Source organism: Pseudomonas sp. LB-090624, assembly GCF_003205205.1.
Lineage (GTDB): Bacteria > Pseudomonadota > Gammaproteobacteria > Pseudomonadales > Pseudomonadaceae > Aquipseudomonas.
Map to the genome: position 1 here is coordinate 82,314 of NZ_QJRL01000011.1, position 19,719 is coordinate 102,032.

Here is a 19,719-nt window from a genome sequence, read left to right on the forward strand (position 1 = left end):
GCGGGTTTACCCGCGAAGAGGCCAGTACAGGCTGTCAGTGCAGCTCGAAGGTATCGGCGTCCAGGTTGGCCGGGAACTTGGCCCGGTACGCTGCCAGCTCCGCAGCGCTCAACACGGCGGTAAACACGCCGTCTGCCTCCCCGGCACTCAGCAGGCTCTCGCCCTGGAAGTCCAGCACCTGGCTGTCGCCCGAATAGGCAAAGCCTTTGCCGTCCGTCCCCACCCGGTTCACCGCCGCCACATAGCAGAGGTTCTCGATCCCTCGCGCCGGCAGCAGTCGGTTCCAGTGCTGGCGGCGTGCAGCCGGCCAGTTGGCGGTATACAGCAGCAGATCGGTGTCCTGGGCATCGCGGCTCCACACCGGGAAACGCAGGTCGTAGCAGATCAGCGGACGAATCCGCCACCCCTTGATCTCGAACTGCACCTGGCGCTCACCCGGGGTGTAGTGCTTGTGCTCACCCGCCATGCGGAACAGGTGGCGTTTGTCGTAGTGCAAGATCTCCCCGTCCGGGCGCGCCCACAGCAGGCGGTTACGGTGGCTGCCATCTGCGGCCTGGATGATCACGCTGCCGGTAATCACTGCGTTGACCTTCTTGGCCTGGGCCTTCAGCCATTTGTAGGTCGGGCCGTTCTCCGGCTCGCACAGGCTTTCCGACTGCATGGAAAAACCGGTAGTGAACATTTCCGGCAGGATCACCAGGTCCACTTCACCTACCTGCTCCAGCAGCACCTCGAAATGCGCATAGTTGGCCTCACGGTCATGCCAGGCCAGGGTGGTCTGCACCAGGGCGACTTTCAGGTTCGGGAGTGTGCTCAGATCGCGCATAGTTTTTCCGCTGCCTGATGCAGCGTCTCCTCTCGTTTGGCAAAGCACAGGCGGACCAGGCGTTGCTCGGGGATGGGTTGCTGGTAGAACACCGATACCGGAATGGTCGCCACGCCGTGCTCACGGGTCAGCCACAGCGACATGTCGACATCGTTCAGGTCCGGGCGGATCAGCGAATAGTCCACCAGTTGGAAATAAGTGCCCGCCGTGCGGGTAAAGCGTAAGCGCGAGCCTTCCAGCAAACCGCAGAACAGGTCGCGCTTGGCCTGGTAGAACGCCGGCAATTCATCGACATGCCCTGGGTGCTCGGCCATGTAATCGGCCAGCGCGCACTGCAGCGGCGTCACCCCGCAGAAGTTGACGTACTGGTGCACCTTACGCAACTCGGCGCTCAGCGCCGGCGGGGCAATCACGTAACCGGTCTTCCAGCCGGTGACGTGGTAGGTCTTGCCGAACGAGCTGACCACAAAGGCACGTTGGTACAACTGTGCGTGGGCCAGTACGCTGGCGTGGCGCACGCCGTCGTAGACGAGGTGCTCGTAGACTTCATCACTGACCAGGTAGATATCGCGGTCAGCGATAAGGCGTGCCAGCTGGTCAAGGTCTTCGCGGGTGATCAGTGCGCCGCTGGGGTTGTGCGGCGAATTGAGGATGACCATGCGCGTATGCGGGGTCAGGGCATCACTGAATTTTTGCCAGTCCATACGGAAGTTGCCGTCACTGAGCTGCACATGCACGCAGCGGCCACCGGCCAGTTGCACCGAAGGCTCGTAGCTGTCGTAGCACGGGTCGAAGACGATCACCTCGTCGCCGGCATTCACCACCGCCTGTATGGCGCAGAAGATCGCCTCGGTGGCGCCGGGGGTGATGGTCACCTCCTGGTCGGCATCCACCCTGGCGCCGTACAAGCGCTCGACCTTGGCCGCCACTTGCTGGCGCAGCGCAGGCAAGCCGGTCATCGGCGAATACTGGTTATGCCCGGCGGCCACATGCCGGCCTACTGCATCGAGCAGCGCCTGCGGGCCGTTGAAGTCGGGAAAGCCTTGCGACAGGTTAAGCGCGCCGGTCTGCACGGCGAGCTGGGACATGGTAGTGAAGATGGTCGTGCCGACATTCGGCAGTTTGCTGCGGATCATGAAGCCCTCTTTCCTGGGGTGTATCCGGCACGGGGTGAGGTCCGAGCATAGCGGATCGAGCGGTCAGGAAAAAGGTTGAAACAATAGGGGGATTGCTTTGGATCAAAGGGCTTCTTCGCGGGCTTGCCCGCGAAGAAGCCGCCACGGAATCAGCGCTTGTCGCGACGCTTCTTCTCGGCCTTCTTGTGGTGCGACATCAGGCGACGCTTCTTGTTGACCTGGCGATCGGTGAGGGTGTTCTTCTTGCCCTCATACGGGTTCTCGCCGCCCTTGTACTCGATACGGATCGGCGTACCGACCAGCTTCAGCACGCGGCGGTAAGTGTTTTCCAGGTAGCGCGAGTACGACTTCGGAATCTTCTCGGTCTGGTTACCATGGATCACGATCAGCGGCGGGTTGGCCCCACCCAGGTGGGCGTAGCGCAGCTTGATGCGGCGGCCGTTGACCAGCGGTGGCTGGTGCTCGCTCACGGCATCTTCGAGGATTTGCGTCAGGCGGCTGGTCGGCCAGCGCGTCACTGCCGACTTGAACGCGGCCTGCACCGACTTGTACAGGTTACCCACGCCTGTACCATGCAAGGCGGAAATGAAGTGGATGTCGGCGAAGTCGACAAAGAACAGTCGGCGCTCCAGCTCGGTCTTCACGTAGTCACGCTCGCCCGGCTGCATACCATCCCACTTGTTCAGGGCGATGACGATGGCGCGGCCGGCTTCCAGGGCGAAGCCCAACAGGTTCAGGTCGTGGTCCACCACACCCTCGCGGGCGTCCATGACGAAGATCACCACGTTGGCGTCCTTGATCGCCTGCAGCGTCTTCACCACCGAGAACTTTTCGACTTCCTCGTGGATCTTGCCGCGCTTGCGCACGCCGGCGGTGTCGATGAAGGTGTACTTCTCGTCGTCGCGCTCGAACGGGATGTAGATGCTGTCGCGGGTGGTGCCCGGCTGGTCGTACACCACCACGCGCTCTTCGCCGAGCATGCGGTTGACCAAGGTCGACTTGCCAACGTTCGGCCGGCCGATGATGGCAATCTTGATGCCATCTTTTTCGCTCGGGCCAGGAATCCGGACGGCTTCTTCGCCTTCGGCGACTTCAGCGTCCAGCGCTTCCTCGACCTGGTCGCGCGGCAGGTGGCCAAGCACGACTTCCATCAGCGCGTTGATGCCGCGGCCCTGGGAACCGGCCACCGGGATGGCATTACCCATACCCAGCGGCGAGAACTCGGCGCGCGCGACATCGGCGTCGATGTTGTCGATCTTGTTGGCGACCAGGATCGCCTCTTTGTTGCGCTTGCGCAGGTGCTCGGCAATCATCTGGTCGGCGGCGGTCATGCCGGCGCGTGCATCGACCAGGAACAGTACGTAGTCGGCTTCCTCGATGGCCATGAGCGACTGCTCGGCCATTTTCTCGTCCATGCCCACTTCGTCACCAGTGATGCCACCGGTGTCGATCAGGATGAAAGAACGACCCTGCCAGCTGGCATCGCCGTACTGGCGGTCACGGGTCAGACCCGACAGGTCACCGACGATGGCATCGCGGGTCTTGGTCAGGCGGTTGAACATGGTGGATTTGCCGACGTTCGGGCGGCCCACCAGGGCAATTACGGGAACCATCGGCTCTCCACTCTCGAATTCTTGAAAATGCAAAGGCCGCTGCAAGGCAGCGGCCGGAGTACGGGCGGCGTGTCCTACGCCGCGGCTTGAAGCCAGCCAAGGCTTCAAGCATAGCTTCAGCGGATGGTCAGTGCCTCGAGCTTGCCGCTGTTGCCGAAGACATAGATGGTGTCACCGACCACAAGTGGGCGGGCGCGCAGGCCATCGCTGTCGATACGCTCACGGCCAACGAAGCGGCCATCGACCTGGCTGAGCAGGTGCAGGTAACCCTCGAAGTCCCCTACAGCCACATAGCTGGAATACACTTCAGGGGCTGTCAGCTGGCGACGCGCCATCGAGTCGTTGGTCCACAGGGCGCTGGAAGAACGCTCGTCGATGCCCTCGACCGAGCCCGAGGCCTCGCTCACATAGACGTTGCCAAAGCCCTGGGCGACACCCACGTAGCTCGAAGCATCGCGCTGCCACAGCTCGCGGCCGCTTTCCAGGTCCAGGCCCGCTACGCGGCCCTGATAGGTGCTGACGTACAGGGTACCACCGGACAGCAGCAGGCCGCCGTCAATGTCGACCACGCGGTCAAGCTCGGAACGCCCCTGCGGAATGGCCACGCGGCTTTCCCACACCGGCACGCCGTTGTTGATGTCCACCGCAACTACCTTGCCGGTCGACAGGCCGGCGACGGCCAGGCGGTTGGTGGCGATCGGCGCACCGGTACCACGAAGGGTCAGCACGGCCGGGGAGTTTTCGTAGATCCAGCGACGGTCGCCAGTGGCAGCATCCAGGCCGATAAGGCGATCATCCTGGGTCTGCACCACCACCACGTCACCGTTGTTGGCAGGCGGAGCCAGCACTTCGCTGGTCACGCGGGAGCGCCAGCGCTCCTCACCGGTACTGGAATCCAGGGCAATCACTTCACCCTTGAGGGTACCGAGCATGACCAGGCCATAGCCTACGCCGACTGCACCGGAAACCTGCAGCTCCAGGTCCTTCTTCCACACCACGTCGCCAGTGATGCGGTCGAGGGCGAAGACTTCACCGTTGACGTCGGAAGCGTAGATGCGGTCGTTCTCGATGGCCGGTACCAGGGTGTTGTAGGTTTCACCCTGGCCGTCACCGATCGAACGGCTCCACTGCTTCTTCAGCACCACTTCCTCGGTGAACTTGGTCAGCTCGGCCGGGGGCAGTTCCTTCTTGCTGTTGCTGCTGCAACCTGCGGCCAGTACGGCCAGGGTCAGCACTGCTGCATGTTTCCAACCGATCACTTACGCGTCCCCTTTAGCCAGGTCATCCAGCTTCAATTGCAGGCCACCGACCGCCGCCTCATCAGACAGCGCGGCCTTGGCTTTTTCGTAAGCGCTGTGCGCGTCGTCGGCACGACCCAGCTGTACCAGCAGGTCACCCTTCAACTCTTCACGGCTGGCCAGGAAGGCTTTGTCGGCGTCACCGTCGAGCAGCTTGAGGGCGTCCTCGGCCTTGTTCTGGGCGGCCAGTACACGTGCCAGGCGCTGGCGCGAAATTTCGCCCAGGGTAGCGTCGGCCGGTTTGTCCAGCACGCTTTTCAGCTCGGCAGCAGCGTCGTCGAGCTTGCCGCTCTCGACTGCGACCTTGGCCACGAACAGGCTGCCATACTGGGCGTAGGCGGTTCCGCCAAACTCGCTCTTGAGCTTGCCGGCCAGTTCCGCGACCTTGGTGGCGTCGGGCTGGCCAGTCGGCGTCAGGCTGGTTTCAAGCAGCGCCTGATACAGTTGCGAGGCACCTTGCGACTGGTTGCTCTGGTACTTGTGCCAGGTATTCCAGCCCAGCACCACCACGCCAGCCAGCAATGCGCCGGTCAGCAGCGGCTTGCCGTTGCGGTTCCACCAGTCCTTGACCCCTGCCAGGTCATCATCATCGGTACTCGACACCCCAATACTCCTTTTCGCCTATTCGTTGTTGAACCGCGTTACGCCTGCGCGATCGCGGTTTCCAGGTGCTCGGCCAGAGCATCCCAGGCAATGTTCTGTTGTTCGCCCTGGCCACGCAGGGGCTTGAAGCCGATTTCTTGCTTGGCCAGTTCGTCGTCGCCGAGGATCAAGGCGAACAGTGCGCCGCTCTTGTCGGCCTTCTTGAACTGGCTCTTGAAGCTGCCCCCCCCGGCGTTGACCGCCAGGCGCAGGCCCGGCAGCCGGTCCCGCAGGCCTTCGGACAGGCGCAGGCCAGCCAGTTCTGCCTGTTCGCCAAAGGCGCACAGGTAGACGTCGATCTGACGGCTGATGGACTCTGGTACCTTGCCCAGGGTTTCCAGCAGCAGAATCAGGCGCTCGATACCCATGGCGAAACCAACGCCGGCGGTCGGTTTGCCACCCATTTGCTCAACCAGGCCGTCGTAGCGGCCACCGGCACACACCGTGCCCTGGGCGCCAAGCTTGTCGGTCACCCACTCGAATACGGTCTTGCTGTAGTAGTCCAGGCCACGCACCAGCTTGGTGTTGATCACGAACGGAATGCCGGCAGCGTCCAGGCGGGCCTTGAGGCCCTCGAAGTGCACGCGCGACTCTTCGTCCAGGTAGTCTTCAAGCTTCGGCGCCCCCACCAGCACCGCCTGGGTGTTCTGGTCCTTGCTGTCGAGGATGCGCAGCGGGTTGCTCTTCAGGCGGCGCTGGCTGTCTTCGTCCAGTTGCTCCAGGCGCGCCGAGAGGAACTCGACCAGCGCGTCACGGTAGCGCGCACGGGCTTCGCTGGTGCCCAGGCTGTTGAGCTCCAGCTTGACCGCGTCCTGGATACCCAGCTGGCCCCAGAGGCGCCAGGTCAGCATGATCAGCTCGGCATCGATGTCCGGGCCATCCAGATTGAACACTTCCACACCAATCTGGTGGAACTGGCGGTAACGGCCCTTCTGCGGGCGCTCGTGGCGGAACATCTGACCGATGTACCACAGTTTCTGCACCTGGCCGTTGCCGGTGATCCCGTGTTCGAGCACGGCGCGCACGCAGGCAGCGGTGCCTTCCGGGCGCAGGGTCAGCGAATCGCCGTTGCGGTCCTCGAAGGTGTACATCTCTTTCTCGACGATGTCGGTCACTTCACCGATCGAGCGCTTGAACAGCTCGGTGAACTCGACGATCGGCGTGCGGATCTGGCTGTACCCGTAGGTGTCCAGCAGACCGGCCACGGTGCCTTCGAAGTAGCGCCACAGCGGCGACTGTTCTGGCAGGATGTCGTTCATGCCACGAATGGCTTGCAGCGATTTGCTCACGAAAAGTCCTTACGAATTCTGTGTGTCAGCCACGAGCGATCAACGCCGCGTCGGCTTCGGCCTTTTCAGCCGCTTTCTGGCGGATGAGTTTTTCCAGCTCATCGACCAGGTTGTCATTGGTCAGCTTTTGCGCCGGCTTGCCATCGATGTAGATCAGGTTCGGCGTACCGCCGGTCAGGCCTACATGGGCTTCCTTGGCTTCGCCCGGGCCATTGACCACGCAACCGATTACCGCAACGTCCAGCGGCACCAGCAGGTCTTCCAGGCGCCCTTCCAGCTCGTTCATGGTCTTGACCACATCGAAGTTCTGCCGCGAGCAGCTCGGGCAGGCGATGAAGTTGATGCCACGCGAACGCAGGTGCAGCGACTTGAGGATGTCGTAGCCGACCTTCACTTCTTCGACCGGGTCGGCCGCCAGCGAGATACGGATGGTATCGCCAATGCCTTCGGCCAGCAGCATACCGAGGCCAACGGCGGATTTCACTGTCCCTGAACGCAGGCCACCGGCTTCGGTGATGCCCAGGTGCAGCGGCTGCACGATCTGTTTGGCCAGCAGGCGGTAGGCTTCAACGGCCATGAACACGTCGGAAGCCTTGACGCTGACCTTGAAGTCCTGGAAGTCCAGACGGTCGAGGTGCTCGACGTGGCGCAAGGCCGACTCGACCAGTGCGGCCGGGGTCGGCTCGCCGTACTTCTTCTGCAGGTCTTTTTCCAGGGAGCCGGCGTTGACCCCGATACGGATCGGGATGCCACGGTCGCGGGCGGCATCGACCACGGCGCGAACACGGTCTTCGCGGCCGATGTTGCCTGGGTTGATACGCAAGCAGTCGACGCCAAGTTCAGCCACTCGCAGGGCGATCTTGTAGTCGAAATGAATGTCGGCGACCAGCGGCACGCTGACCAGTTGCTTGATCTTGCCGAACGCTTCGGCAGCGTCCATGTCCGGCACCGAAACACGCACGATGTCCACGCCGGCATCGACCAGGCGCTGGATTTGCCCCACGGTGGCGGCGACATCGTTGGTATCGGTGTTGGTCATGCTCTGCACCGCGATGGGCGCGTCACCACCCACCGGTACATTGCCGACCCAGATTTTGCGGGATTCGCGACGTTTGATCGGAGATTCGCCGTGCATGACTTACTGTCCCAACTTCAGGCGAGCAGTCTCGCCACTGGTGAACGGGGCAACATCGACGGCCTGGCCGTTGTAGCTGACCTGAGCGCCACGGGCAAAGCCCAGGCGTACCGCGAATGGCGGCTTGCCGGTCAGCTCGAGGTTGTCCCCTTTGCGCTTGATGGCGCTGAACAGCACCTTGCCGTTGCCGTCGCTGACCTGGGTCCAGCAATCGGCGGTGAACTGGATGGCAACCTTGGCGCTACCAGCCGGCACTGCGGCGGGCTCGGCGGCAGCCACCGCCGGCGCGGCCGGTGCAGCAGCCGGGGTAGCCGGCGCTACCGGGGCGGCAGGTGCGCTGACAGCCGGCTGTACCGGCGCCTGCTGGGCAGGTGCCGGGGTAGCAGCTACGGCTTCGCCGGGTGCTGGGCTGGCAGGTGCCTGCTCGGCAGCAGCGGCCGGTTGCCCGGCAGCAGCCTGCTCCAACGGCAAGGGCGCGCTTTCGGCTTGCTGGCCAGCGGATACCGCCTGGTCTTCAGGCTCATCGAGCGGGTGAATCTGGGTAGTGCCGTCGGCGCTCTCGACTTCGACGTGCTCCAGGGCGATCTTGGCCAGGTCCTTGCCGCGCAGGCTACCCTGGTCCTGCCACCAGACGAAGCCGCCACCCACCACGGCCACCAGCAACAGCAGGCTGACACCGCGCAGGATGTTGTGCGAAAGGCGTACCGGCTCTTCGATACGGCCCAGCGAATGCACATCGCTGCCTTTGGCGTGGGTACCGGTGTGGCGGTCGAAGGCATCGACCAGGGCGGCCTGGTCGAGGTCCATCAGCTTGGCGTAGGCGCGAATGTAGCCACGGGCGAAAGTATGCCCCGGCAGCTTGTCGAAGGCGCCGGTCTCCACGTGGTTCAGCGAACTGACAGTGAGGTTGAGCTTGCGGGCCACCTCGGCTTGAGTCCAGCCCCGTTTCTCACGGGCCAGGCGCAAAAGCTCACCGGGGTTCTGGCCAGGCGCTACTGCTACTTCGGGATGCGCGGCGTTCATCGTTGCTCCGACAGGTATTGCTGATATTCCGGCGTACCGGGATAAAGTCGTTGTAATTGCTGGCCAAGCTCGGCCAGTGTGCCCTGCTCGTCGAACACCCTGGCAAGGCGGCTGCCCAGCAGCAGGCTACGGGCATCGTGGTCGCTCAACTGGCTGAAACGATCGTAGTAGTCCCGGGCCGGCACATAATGCCTGTTTTCGTAGGACAACTCAGCCATTTCAAGCAATGCTTTCGGTTGCCGCTGGTTGAGTTGCAACGCTTTCGACAGATACCCGTGCGCCTGCTCGCGGCGCTCGAGCTTCAGGGCGGTCAGGCCGAGGTTCTCGTATACGCGTGAGCGCTCAGGATACAGGGTATCGGCACTGGCCAGGCGAAACATCTGCTCGGCCTCGGCAAATCGCCCCTGAGCATAAAGGAAACTGCCGTAATTGTTGCGAATTCGCGTGTCGCCGCGGCTGACCTGCAGGGCTTTGCGAAAGTGGGTCTCGGCCAATACCGGCTCGGCTTCGGCCTGGAACACCAGGGCCAGGGCGGCGTGCGCATCGGCATCGGAGCTGTCGAGGGCCAGGGCCTTGCCCAGCGGCGCCTTGGCCTGCTCGGTCAAACCCTGTTGCAAATAACCCAGGCCAAGCTGCACATAAGCCCGCCCTGCCTCCACCCTGCCCTGGCGGCTGGCCAAGGGGTCGCCCGCGCCGCCCGACACGCAGCCGGCCAGCAGCGAAAGCGCAAGGATCGACAGCGCGGCGCGCAGGCTCATGGGCAGGTCCCGGTCAGTGGCTGGCGGCGCTGTCTTGCAGCTCGACGTCCGCGGAAAGCTGGCGTACCGCGATGTAGCGCTCGCTGCGGCGGGTACGGTCGTTGACCTGGCCGACCAGCTGGCCACAGGCGGCGTCGATGTCGTCGCCCCGGGTGGTGCGGGTGGTCACGTTGAAACCACCGTGGTGCAGCAGGTCCTGGAAGCGGCGGATAGCGTTGTTGCTCGGCCGCTCGTAACCCGAGTGCGGGAACGGGTTGAACGGGATCAGGTTGATCTTGCACGGCACATCGCGCAGCAGCTCGATCATTTGCGCAGCATGCTCCGGCTGGTCGTTGACGTCCTTGAGCAGGGTGTACTCGACGGTGAGCACGCGCTTGCCACCCAGGGTGGCCATGTAGCCCATGCACGATTCCAGCAGCATTTTCAGCGGGTACTTCTTGTTGATGGGCACCAGCTTGTTGCGCAGCTCGTCGTTCGGGGCGTGCAGCGACAGGGCCAGCGACACGTCGATGTGCTTGGCCAGTTCGTCGATCATCGGCACCACGCCCGAGGTTGACAGGGTGACGCGACGCTTGGAAATGCCATAGCCAAGGTCATCCATCATGATTTTCATGGCGGCGATGACGTTGTCGAAGTTCAGCAAGGGCTCGCCCATGCCCATCATCACCACGTTGGTAATCGCGCGGTCGACTTTGGCAGGAACGGTCCCAAAGGATTTGTTGGCAAGCCACACCTGGCCGATTACCTCGGCGGCAGTGAGGTTGCTGTTGAAGCCTTGCTTGCCGGTGGAGCAGAAACTGCAGTCCAGGGCACAGCCAGCTTGCGACGACACGCACAGGGTGCCGCGATCGTCGGTAGGAATGTAGACGGTCTCGACGCAGCTGCCGGAGGCAACGCGGATCACCCACTTGCGGGTGCCGTCGGCGGAAATGTCTTCACTGACCACTTCCGGGGGGCGAATCTCGGCAACGGCCTCGAGCTTTTCGCGCAAGACCTTGCCAACGTTGGTCATGGCCGCAAAGTCGGACACGCCAAAATGGTGAATCCATTTCATCACCTGACCGGCGCGGAAGCGCTTCTCCCCGATAGAGTCGAAGAATTGTTCCATTTCCGGCTGGGTCAGACCCAACAGGTTGATTTTGCCAGTAGATGTCGTCATGGATTCACCCTCACCCGTAAGCTTTCGCTTAGCGAGTGGTTACCTCGGTAGCAGCGAAGAAGTAAGCGATTTCGCGAGCAGCAGCAGCTTCGGAGTCCGAACCGTGAACAGCGTTGGCGTCGATCGACTCGGCGAAGTCAGCGCGGATGGTGCCGGCAGCAGCTTCTTTAGGGTTGGTAGCACCCATCAGCTCACGGTTCAGAGCGATGGCGTTTTCGCCTTCCAGAACCTGAACAACAACTGGGCCGGAAGTCATGAAGGCAACCAGGTCACCGAAGAAGCCGCGCTCGCTGTGCTCAGCGTAGAAGCCTTCGGCTTCGGCTTTGGACAGCTGCTTGATTTTCGAGGCAACGATTTTCAGGCCGGCTTCTTCGAAGCGAGTGGTGATCTTGCCGATGACGTTTTTGGCAACAGCGTCAGGCTTGATGATCGAGAAAGTACGTTGAACAGCCATGGAAAACTCCAGAATATGAGTGTTACGAAAAATTAAACCCGCGAATTATACGCGGGTTTCAGGGGATTGCCTAACCTGCACATGACGCTTAGTCGGCTTCGTCAATCCAGGCAGCCTGGATTGCCTCAAGCACTTTCTCTCCGCCGCGTGACGGATCGTCGCTGAACTCTGGCAAGGCCAGCACCCAGCGGTGCAGGTCGACGAAATTCACATAACGAGGATCGACCTCAGGCTTGCTTTCTGCAAGCTGGATTGCGATCTCAAGTACATCAACCCATTTCAGACTCATGTACAGGCCCTCAGTGCGGTGCTTCAGCAGCGTGGTTGAGCGAATACTTGGGTATCTCGATGGTCAGGTCTTCGTCGGCGACCACCACCTGACAGCCCAGGCGCGACTGCGCTTCCAGGCCCCAGGCCTTATCCAGCATGTCCTCTTCCAGCTCGTCGGCCTCTTCGAGCGAATCGAAGCCCTTGCGCACGATACAGTGGCAAGTGGTGCAGGCCTTGACGCCGCCGCAGGCGCTTTCCATCTCGATGTGATGGTCGTGGGCCAACTCCAGGATATTGGTCCCGGGCTCGACCTCCACGGTCAACCCCTCGGGGCAGAACTTCTCATGCGGCAGGAATGTCACCAGCGGCATCGATTACTCCTCGATCTCATTCAGGTTGCGCCCGGCCAGTGCGGCTTTGACCGTCGAATCAAGGCGACGGGCGGCAAATGCATCGGTCACCTGCGACAGACGCTTGGTCTGTTGCTCGATGGCTGCGCCATCGGTGCCGGCCAGCAAATCACGTAGTTCTTGCATCTGGAATTCGATGGCGTCGCGCTCGTCACTGCTGAGCAAGCGTTCGCCGTCGGCGTCCAGGGCGCCCTGTACCGCTTCGAGCAGGCGCTCGCCGTCCACCTGGTGCTCGCGCAACTGACGGGCGTGCTTGTCGGAACCTGCGTGTTCGAAGGAGTCCTTGAGCATGCGGGCGATTTCGCCGTCGGTGAGGCCGTAAGACGGCTTGACCTGGATGCTGGCTTCCACGCCCGAGCCCAGCTCGCGCGCAGCGACGCTGAGCAGGCCGTCGGCATCGACCTGGAACGTGACGCGAATTTTTGCCGAGCCAGCGACCATGGCCGGGATGCCACGCAGCTCGAAGCGGGCCAGCGAACGGCAATCGCTGATCAACTCACGCTCGCCCTGCAACACGTGGATCATCATGGCCGTCTGGCCATCTTTATAAGTGGTGAATTCCTGGGCACGCGCCACCGGGATGGTCGTATTGCGCGGGATCACCTTCTCCATCAGCCCACCCATGGTTTCAAGGCCCAGGGACAGCGGGATGACATCGAGCAGCAGCAGTTCACCACCCTCACGGCGGTTGCCGGCCAGGGTGTCGGCCTGGATGGCGGCGCCAATGGCCACCACCTGGTCAGGGTCGATCGAAGTGAGCGGGGTACGCCCGAACAGCGCGCCCACCGCTTCACGCACGCGCGGCACGCGGGTCGAGCCGCCGACCATGACCACGGCACTGACCTCTTCCAGCTCCACGCCACTGTCGCGCACGGCGCGGCGGCAAGCCTTGAGGCTGCGGGCGACCATAGGCTCGATCATGCCCTCGAAGGCAGCACGGCTCAGTTCGCCTTGCCAGGTACCGTGGCTGACACTGACTACGTCGGCGTCGGTCAGGGCCTCCTTGGCGGCGCAAGCGGTTTGCAGCAGCGCGCGCTGGGTGGCCGGGTCGAGGTCGGACGACAGGCCAGCCTGCTCGATGATCCAGCCAGCAATGGCATGGTCGAAGTCGTCACCACCCAAGGCGGTATCGCCCCCGGTTGCCAGCACTTCGAACACGCCAGCAGTCAGGCGCAGGATAGAAATATCGAAGGTACCGCCGCCCAGGTCATAGATGGCCACCACGCCTTCGGCGTTCTGGTCCAGGCCGTAAGCCACGGCAGCTGCCGTCGGCTCGTTGAGCAGGCGCAGCACGTTCAGGCCGGCGAGGCGCGCAGCATCCTTGGTAGCCTGGCGCTGAGCGTCGTCGAAATAGGCCGGCACGGTAATCACCGCACCCACCAGCTCGCCACCCAATGTCGCCTCGGCACGCTCACGCAGCACCTTGAGGATATCTGCAGACACTTCCACCGGGCTTTTCGGACCCTGCACGGTGTCGATGAACGGCATGTGCGACTCACCGCCAACGAAGCGGTACGGCAGTTGCTCGCCCAGTTGCTTGACGTCGGCCAGGCCGCGCCCCATCAGGCGCTTGACCGACAGCACAGTGTTCAGCGGGTCGCTGGAAGCGGCGTCACGCGCAGCCTGCCCCACTTCGATACGCCCGTCGAGGTAGCGCACCGCGGACGGCAGAATGACGTTGCCCTGCGCGTCAGGCAGGGGCTCGCTGCGGCCGCTACGCAGTGCAGCGACCAGAGAGTTGGTGGTACCCAGGTCGATCCCCACCGCCAGGCGGCGCTGGTGAGGCTGAGGGCTTTGACCGGGTTCGGCAATCTGCAGTAGGGCCATGCTTATCTGAATACCTTAGGTGTCATCACGGGCAACACCGGGTTAATCGTCGAGGCGCTCTTCCAGCTGGCGCACTTCTTGGGCGAGCTTGTCGAGGAACTGCATGCGGCGCATCAGGCGCTCGGCCTTGTCGCGCTCGCCTGGGGCATCCCAGCAGGCGGCAAAGTCCTCGTTCAGCGTGTCCTGGGCAGCCTTCAGGCGCTTCTTGAACACGCCGACACCATCAAGGTCGGCTTCGTCCTGCAACTCTTCGAGCTCTTCACGCCACTGCATTTGCTGCAACAAGAAGTCAGGGTCGTGGACCGTGACTTCCTGAGGCACTTCATGGCCGCTGATGGCCAGCAGGTAGCGGGCGCGGCGCGGAGCGCTGCGCAGCGTCTGGTAGGCGTCGTTGAGTGCTGCGGACTTTTCCAGCGCTACCCGCTGCTCACGCTCGGAGGCGTCGGCAAAGCGGTCGGGATGGACTTCGCGGGCCAGCTCGCGATAGCGAGTGGCCAGCTTGTCGAGATCCAGGCGGAAGCTTGGCTGGAGGTCAAACAATGCGTAATGACAAGGAGTACCCACAGCCAGCCTCAAACGTTGAAGCTTTCGCCGCAGCCACATTCACCGCGCACGTTGGGGTTGTTGAACTTGAAGCCTTCGTTCAACCCTTCCTTGACGAAATCCAGCTCAGTGCCGTCGAGGTACACCAGGCTCTTGGGATCGATGATCACCTTCACGCCATGGTTCTCGAACACGGTGTCTTCGTCCGCCAGTTCGTCGACGAACTCCAGCACGTAGGCCAGGCCCGAGCAACCGGTGGTGCGCACGCCCAGGCGAATGCCCTCACCTTTGCCGCGCCCGTCAAGGGAGCGGCGAATGTGGTTGGCGGCGGCTTCTGTCATGCTGATAGCCATCAGGACTCCTTACCTTGCAACAGGCGACTTAGATCAAGCCTTTCTTCTGCTTGTAATCGCGCACAGCTGCCTTGATGGCATCTTCGGCGAGTACCGAGCAGTGGATCTTGACCGGCGGCAGCGCCAGTTCTTCGGCCAGCTGAGTGTTCTTGATGGTTTCGGCTTCGTCCAGGGTCTTGCCCTTCATCCACTCGGTGGCGAGGGAGCTGGAAGCGATGGCCGAACCGCAGCCGTATGTCTTGAACTTGGCATCTTCGATGACGCCTTGCTCGTTGACCTTGATTTGCAGACGCATCACGTCACCGCACGCTGGGGCGCCGACCATGCCGGTACCGACATCCGGGTCCTCGGCATTCATCTTGCCGACGTTGCGTGGGTTTTCGTAGTGGTCGATGACCTTTTCACTGTATGCCATGGTGCAATTCCTTCCTCATCAGGGAGCCGCTCTTGCCGGCGACTGCTTAGTGGGCGGCCCACTCGATCTTGGAGATGTCAACGCCGTCTTTGTACATGTCCCACAGCGGCGACAGCTCACGCAGTTTATTGACAGCCTCGCAGACTTTCTGCGCGGCGTAGTCGACTTCTTCTTCGGTGGTGAAGCGGCCGAAGGAGAAGCGGATCGAGCTGTGCGCCAGCTCGTCGTTGCGGCCCAGAGCGCGCAGCACGTAAGACGGCTCGAGCGACGCAGAGGTGCACGCCGAACCGGACGATACGGCGATGTCCTTCAGCGACATCAGCAGCGATTCGCCTTCGACGTAGTTGAAGCTCAGGTTCAGGTTGTGCGGCACGCGGGCAGTCTGGCTGCCATTGACGTAGAGCTCTTCAAGGTTGGAGACCTGCTTGAAGAAGCGGTCGCTCAGGGCCTTGATGCGCACGTTTTCCGCGGCCATTTCCTGCTTGGCGATGGCAAAGGCCTCGCCCATGCCGACGATCTGGTGGGTCGGTAGGGTACCCGAACGCATGCCGCGCTCATGGCCACCGCCGTGAATGATGGCTTCCAGGCGTACACGCGGCTTGCGGCTGACGTACAGCGCGCCGATGCCTTTCGGGCCGTAGGCCTTGTGCGCCGAGAACGACATCAGGTCGACCTTGAGCTTTTGCACGTCGATGTCCACCTTGCCGGCCGACTGGGCAGCGTCGACGTGGAACAGTACGCCGCGCGAACGGGTCAGTTCACCGATGGCGGCGATGTCGTTGATCGAGCCGACTTCGTTGTTCACGTGCATCAGCGAGACCAGGATGGTGTCGTCGCGCAGCACGGCCTCTACCATGGCCGGGGTGACGATGCCGTCTTCGCCTGGCTCGAGGTAGGTGACTTCGAAACCTTCACGCTCCAGCTGGCGAGCGGTATCCAGGACCGCCTTGTGCTCGATTTTGGAGGTGATGATGTGCTTGCCCTTGGTCTGATAGAAGTGCGCCACGCCTTTCAGTGCGAGGTTGTCGGACTCGGTGGCACCGCTGGTCCAGACGATTTCGCGCGGGTCGGCGTTGATCAGCTCGGCAACCTGGCGGCGACCGTTCTCGACCGCTTCCTCGGCCTTCCAGCCGAAGACGTGGGAGCGCGAGGCCGGGTTACCGAAGTTCCCGTCAACCAGCAGGCATTCGGCCATCTTCTGGGCGACACGTGGGTCAACCGGAGTGGTCGCGGAGTAATCGAGGTAGATCGGCAACTTCATTTGTCTCTCCTATCAGGCGGTGGCGTCGCTCGTCGTCCCAAAGGGATCAATCGACGGCTGACGTCTCAATCTTGTCCAGCTGGGCGGTTCGGCCTGCGACTCGACGCAGGTCCTGGCGCTGGGCGACTTCCTGCACCTCGCGGCGCATGACGAGGTCGGCCAGGCTGATGCCGCTGAGGAATTCATGGATCTGCTGGCTGAGGTCGCACCACAGGTGGTGGGTCAGGCAGGTATCACCGGCATGGCAGTCCCCGAGCCCCTGGCAACGGGTGGCATCGACCGACTCGTTGACTGCGTCGATGACCTGCGCCACCTGGATGGTTTCCATGCCCCGGGACAGCTGATAGCCGCCACCTGGACCGCGCACGCTGGAAACCAGGCTGCTGCGGCGCAGCTTGGCGAACAGCTGTTCCAGATAAGAGAGGGAAATGCCCTGGCGCTCGGAAATATCGGCCAAAGACACCGGCCCATGCTGCGCGTGCAACGCCAGGTCGAGCATGGCAGTCACGGCGTATCGGCCTTTGGTAGTCAGTCGCATGGCTATTGGGTACCACGGGAGTTTCGGGATGTGTGCGAGTATGCGATTCCCGAGCATTTAAGTCAACTATTAGACCTACTGCTTTAGTCGGGTTTGCATCTGGGAGGCGGGCGCGATTGTAGCAGGCATGGGGCGTGAGCACACGCCCCGTATGTCACCGGGCTTTCAACACGGCGCAATCAATGCGCCTGAGTGTCGCGCCGGGTGGCCTGGGCAACCTCGGTGAAGTCATCTTCCGGCAAGGCCGGCAGCTCCTTGGCACAATAGTCACTGCCCATCTTGGTCAGGGCACCACACATGCCCTCCAGCCGCTCGTCGACGGCTTGCAAGTGGTCGAGCATCTGGCCGATGGCGCGCGCCACCGGGTCGGGCATGTCACCGCTGACACCGTAAGCGTCGAAACCGATCTTCTCGGCCATGGCCTTGCGCTTGGCCTCGACCTCGTTGTCTTCGCTCTTGACGATGATCCGCCCCGGGATGCCTACCGCCGTGGCGCCGGCCGGCACCGCCTTGGTCACCACCGCGTTCGAACCGATCTTGGCCCCGGCACCGACGGTGAACGGCCCAAGCACCTTGGCGCCCGCCCCTACTACCACGCCATTTTCCAGGGTCGGGTGGCGCTTGCCTTTGTTCCAGCTGGTGCCGCCCAGGGTCACGCCCTGATACAGGGTGACGTCATCGCCGATTTCGGCCGTTTCGCCAATGACGATGCCCATGCCGTGGTCAATGAAAAAACGCCGGCCGATGGTGGCGCCGGGATGGATCTCGATGCCGGTCATCCAGCGGCCGAAGTTCGACACTAGGCGGGCAAGCCACTTGAAATCGCGCTTCCACAGGGCGTTGCCCAACCGGTGCAGCCAGATGGCGTGCATGCCGGGGTAGCAGGTGAGCACCTCGAAAGCGTTGCGCGCAGCCGGGTCACGGTGAAAAACGCTTTGAATATCTTCACGCAGGCGTTCGAACATCTGTCAGTCCTTCCGTTTATGCGGCTCGCCCCGGACCACTTTCTGGGTCTCGGTAAGGATGCCGCGCAAAATGCTCATTTCCGAACGCTCGACCGCCACCCGCCCATATAGCCGGCGCAGGCGCGGCATCAGGTGCTTGGGCTTTTCCGGGTCGAGGAAGCCGATACCTACCAGGGTTTTTTCCAGGTGGTCGTAGAACAGCTCCATTTCGTCCATGGTCGCCAGCTCACTGGCGTCAACCTTCTCGACCTTGCCCGGCACCGCACCGGCGGCCAGCCAGGCCATGCGCACCTCGTAGGAGAGCACCTGCACGGCGGCCGCCAGGTTCAGCGAGCTGAAGTCGGGGTTGGAGGGAATGTGCACATGGAAGTGACATCGCTGCAGTTCTTCGTTGGTCAGGCCGGCGTGTTCGCGGCCGAACACCAAGGCGATCTCTTCACCGCCATTGGCATGCTCCACCGCCTTGTCACCACACTCCCGCGGGCCGATCAACGGCCAGGGAATGCTGCGCTCGCGGGCGCTGGTGCCCATCACCAGGTTACAGCCGACCAGCGCCTGCTCGAGGGTGTCGACCACCTGGGCGTTGTCCAGCACATCGTCGGCGCCCGAGGCACGGGCACTGGCATCAAGGGCGGGGAATTCTTTCGGCTGCACCAGCACCAGACGCGACAAGCCCATGTTTTTCATGGCACGCGCAGCGCCGCCGATGTTGCCGGGGTGGCTGGTATTGACCAGAACAACACGAATATTTTGCAGCAAGGTGTTGTGCTCACAGATGCAGGAATCAGGGCCTTCGATCTTACAGAACCGACAGACGTAACGCCATGAAAGCAAATGTGACACTTCTGCCGCCAAAGTTTTCTGCTAGAATGATCGGCTTTCTTCTTTAACATCTCCAGGTGACCCGCCCATGCAGCCTATGCTGAATATCGCCCTGCGCGCCGCTCGCAGCGCCAGTGAACTGATTTTCCGCTCCATCGAACGCCTGGATAGCATCAAGGTCGATGAGAAAGAGGCCAAGGACTACGTTTCCGAAGTCGATCGCGCCGCCGAGCAAAGCATCGTCAATGCCCTGCGCAAGGCCTACCCGAACCACTCCATCCAGGGCGAGGAAACCGGCCTGCACGCGGGTACCGGCGAAGAAGGCAAAGACTACCTGTGGATCATCGACCCACTGGACGGCACCACCAACTTCCTGCGCGGCATCCCGCACTTCGCGGTCAGCATCGCCTGCAAATACCGTGGTCGCCTCGAGCACGCGGTAATCGTCGACCCAGTTCGCCAAGAAGAATTCACCGCCAGCCGTGGCCGTGGCGCCCAGCTCAATGGCCGTCGCCTGCGCGTCAGCTCGCGCACCAGCCTGGAAGGCGCCCTGCTGGGTACCGGCTTCCCGTTCCGCGACAGCCAGATGGCCGACCTGGACAACTACCTGGGCATGTTCCGCGCCCTGACTGGCCAGACCGCCGGCATCCGCCGCGCCGGCTCCGCCAGCCTGGACCTGGCCTACGTTGCCGCTGGCCGCTTCGACGCCTTCTGGGAGTCCGGCCTGTCCGAGTGGGACATGGCAGCTGGCGTGCTGCTGATCCAAGAGGCCGGCGGCCTGGTGAGTGATTTCAACGGTGGCCACGACTTCCTCGACAAGGGCCACATCGTTGCAGGCAACATCAAGTGCTTCAAGGCCGTACTGACCGCTATCCAGCCACACCTGCCGGAAAGCATGAAGCGCTAAGCGCAAATTGCCAGACAGCAAAAAGCACCTCTCGAGGTGCTTTTTTTATGCCTGATGGTTTTGCGTGACAACGTA

22 protein-coding genes are annotated in these 19,719 nt (G+C 62.5%); 1 reads left to right on the forward strand and 21 read right to left on the reverse strand.

Annotated elements, in window-relative coordinates; translation table 11 throughout:
* Window positions 1-34 precede the first annotated feature (34 nt).
* From DMX11_RS13170 to trmJ, 21 genes are all read right to left on the reverse strand, one after another.
* Window positions 35-826: an amidohydrolase gene (locus DMX11_RS13170; RefSeq protein WP_110744920.1), complete on the reverse strand. Its 792-nt coding sequence runs from the start codon at window positions 824-826 to the stop codon at window positions 35-37.
* On the reverse strand, window positions 814-1,962 hold the full coding sequence (locus tag DMX11_RS13175) for a pyridoxal phosphate-dependent aminotransferase (RefSeq protein WP_110744921.1): 1,149 nt from the start codon (window positions 1,960-1,962) through the stop codon (window positions 814-816). The genes DMX11_RS13170 and DMX11_RS13175 overlap by 13 nt, the downstream gene beginning before the upstream one ends.
* 149 nt (window positions 1,963-2,111) lie before the next feature.
* The gene (gene der, locus DMX11_RS13180) at window positions 2,112-3,575 is read right to left on the reverse strand and encodes a ribosome biogenesis GTPase Der (protein WP_110744922.1); all 1,464 of its coding nucleotides are present in this window, start codon (window positions 3,573-3,575) and stop codon (window positions 2,112-2,114) included.
* 116 nt (window positions 3,576-3,691) lie between these two features.
* Window positions 3,692-4,834 carry an outer membrane protein assembly factor BamB gene (gene bamB, locus DMX11_RS13185; RefSeq protein ID WP_110744923.1) on the reverse strand — a complete coding sequence of 381 codons (1,143 nt, stop codon included), beginning with the start codon at window positions 4,832-4,834 and terminating at the stop codon, window positions 3,692-3,694.
* Complete coding sequence (locus DMX11_RS13190) at window positions 4,835-5,476, reverse strand: tetratricopeptide repeat protein (RefSeq protein WP_110744924.1); 642 nt, start codon at window positions 5,474-5,476, stop codon at window positions 4,835-4,837.
* 38 nt (window positions 5,477-5,514) lie between these two features.
* Window positions 5,515-6,804, reverse strand: a complete 1,290-nt coding sequence (gene hisS / locus DMX11_RS13195) for a histidine--tRNA ligase (protein ID WP_110744925.1) — start codon at window positions 6,802-6,804, stop codon at window positions 5,515-5,517.
* A 25-nt stretch (window positions 6,805-6,829) separates the two neighbouring features.
* The gene (gene ispG, locus DMX11_RS13200) at window positions 6,830-7,939 is read right to left on the reverse strand and encodes a flavodoxin-dependent (E)-4-hydroxy-3-methylbut-2-enyl-diphosphate synthase (RefSeq protein ID WP_110744926.1); all 1,110 of its coding nucleotides are present in this window, start codon (window positions 7,937-7,939) and stop codon (window positions 6,830-6,832) included.
* 3 nt (window positions 7,940-7,942) lie between these two features.
* Window positions 7,943-8,962, reverse strand: coding sequence for a RodZ domain-containing protein (locus tag DMX11_RS13205; RefSeq protein WP_110744927.1), 1,020 nt, complete (start codon window positions 8,960-8,962; stop codon window positions 7,943-7,945).
* Entirely contained in the window at window positions 8,959-9,720 is a 762-nt protein-coding gene (gene pilW, locus DMX11_RS13210; protein ID WP_110744928.1) for a type IV pilus biogenesis/stability protein PilW, read from the reverse strand. The genes DMX11_RS13205 and pilW overlap by 4 nt, the downstream gene beginning before the upstream one ends.
* 13 nt (window positions 9,721-9,733) lie before the next feature.
* The gene (rlmN, locus tag DMX11_RS13215; protein ID WP_110744929.1) at window positions 9,734-10,879 is read right to left on the reverse strand and encodes a 23S rRNA (adenine(2503)-C(2))-methyltransferase RlmN; all 1,146 of its coding nucleotides are present in this window, start codon (window positions 10,877-10,879) and stop codon (window positions 9,734-9,736) included.
* 28 nt (window positions 10,880-10,907) lie between these two features.
* The gene (gene ndk, locus DMX11_RS13220; RefSeq protein WP_012316140.1) at window positions 10,908-11,333 is read right to left on the reverse strand and encodes a nucleoside-diphosphate kinase; all 426 of its coding nucleotides are present in this window, start codon (window positions 11,331-11,333) and stop codon (window positions 10,908-10,910) included.
* A gap of 88 nt (window positions 11,334-11,421) precedes the next feature.
* Complete coding sequence (iscX, locus tag DMX11_RS13225; protein WP_003248529.1) at window positions 11,422-11,622, reverse strand: Fe-S cluster assembly protein IscX; 201 nt, start codon at window positions 11,620-11,622, stop codon at window positions 11,422-11,424.
* A gap of 10 nt (window positions 11,623-11,632) precedes the next feature.
* A complete protein-coding gene (gene fdx / locus DMX11_RS13230) occupies window positions 11,633-11,974 on the reverse strand; it encodes an ISC system 2Fe-2S type ferredoxin (protein ID WP_021781772.1) in 342 nt (113 codons plus the stop codon).
* Between the two features lie 3 nt (window positions 11,975-11,977).
* The gene (gene hscA / locus DMX11_RS13235) at window positions 11,978-13,840 is read right to left on the reverse strand and encodes a Fe-S protein assembly chaperone HscA (protein ID WP_110744930.1); all 1,863 of its coding nucleotides are present in this window, start codon (window positions 13,838-13,840) and stop codon (window positions 11,978-11,980) included.
* A 42-nt stretch (window positions 13,841-13,882) separates the two neighbouring features.
* Window positions 13,883-14,404, reverse strand: coding sequence for a co-chaperone HscB (gene hscB / locus DMX11_RS13240; protein ID WP_003248535.1), 522 nt, complete (start codon window positions 14,402-14,404; stop codon window positions 13,883-13,885).
* 8 nt (window positions 14,405-14,412) lie between these two features.
* Entirely contained in the window at window positions 14,413-14,736 is a 324-nt protein-coding gene (iscA, locus tag DMX11_RS13245; RefSeq protein WP_060511418.1) for an iron-sulfur cluster assembly protein IscA, read from the reverse strand.
* A 28-nt stretch (window positions 14,737-14,764) separates the two neighbouring features.
* Window positions 14,765-15,151: a Fe-S cluster assembly scaffold IscU gene (gene iscU / locus DMX11_RS13250; RefSeq protein WP_003248539.1), complete on the reverse strand. Its 387-nt coding sequence runs from the start codon at window positions 15,149-15,151 to the stop codon at window positions 14,765-14,767.
* Between the two features lie 46 nt (window positions 15,152-15,197).
* The gene (locus tag DMX11_RS13255; RefSeq protein WP_110744931.1) at window positions 15,198-16,412 is read right to left on the reverse strand and encodes an IscS subfamily cysteine desulfurase; all 1,215 of its coding nucleotides are present in this window, start codon (window positions 16,410-16,412) and stop codon (window positions 15,198-15,200) included.
* A 46-nt stretch (window positions 16,413-16,458) separates the two neighbouring features.
* On the reverse strand, window positions 16,459-16,950 hold the full coding sequence (iscR, locus tag DMX11_RS13260; protein ID WP_008092572.1) for a Fe-S cluster assembly transcriptional regulator IscR: 492 nt from the start codon (window positions 16,948-16,950) through the stop codon (window positions 16,459-16,461).
* Window positions 16,951-17,129: 179 nt separating this feature from the next.
* Entirely contained in the window at window positions 17,130-17,915 is a 786-nt protein-coding gene (gene cysE / locus DMX11_RS13265; RefSeq protein WP_110744932.1) for a serine O-acetyltransferase, read from the reverse strand.
* Window positions 17,916-17,918: 3 nt separating this feature from the next.
* A complete protein-coding gene (gene trmJ / locus DMX11_RS13270; RefSeq protein ID WP_110744933.1) occupies window positions 17,919-18,674 on the reverse strand; it encodes a tRNA (cytosine(32)/uridine(32)-2'-O)-methyltransferase TrmJ in 756 nt (251 codons plus the stop codon).
* A 151-nt stretch (window positions 18,675-18,825) separates the two neighbouring features.
* On the opposite strand from trmJ, the gene suhB reads away from it, so the two are divergent.
* A complete protein-coding gene (gene suhB / locus DMX11_RS13275; protein ID WP_110744934.1) occupies window positions 18,826-19,644 on the forward strand; it encodes an inositol-phosphate phosphatase in 819 nt (272 codons plus the stop codon).
* Window positions 19,645-19,719 lie beyond the last annotated feature (75 nt).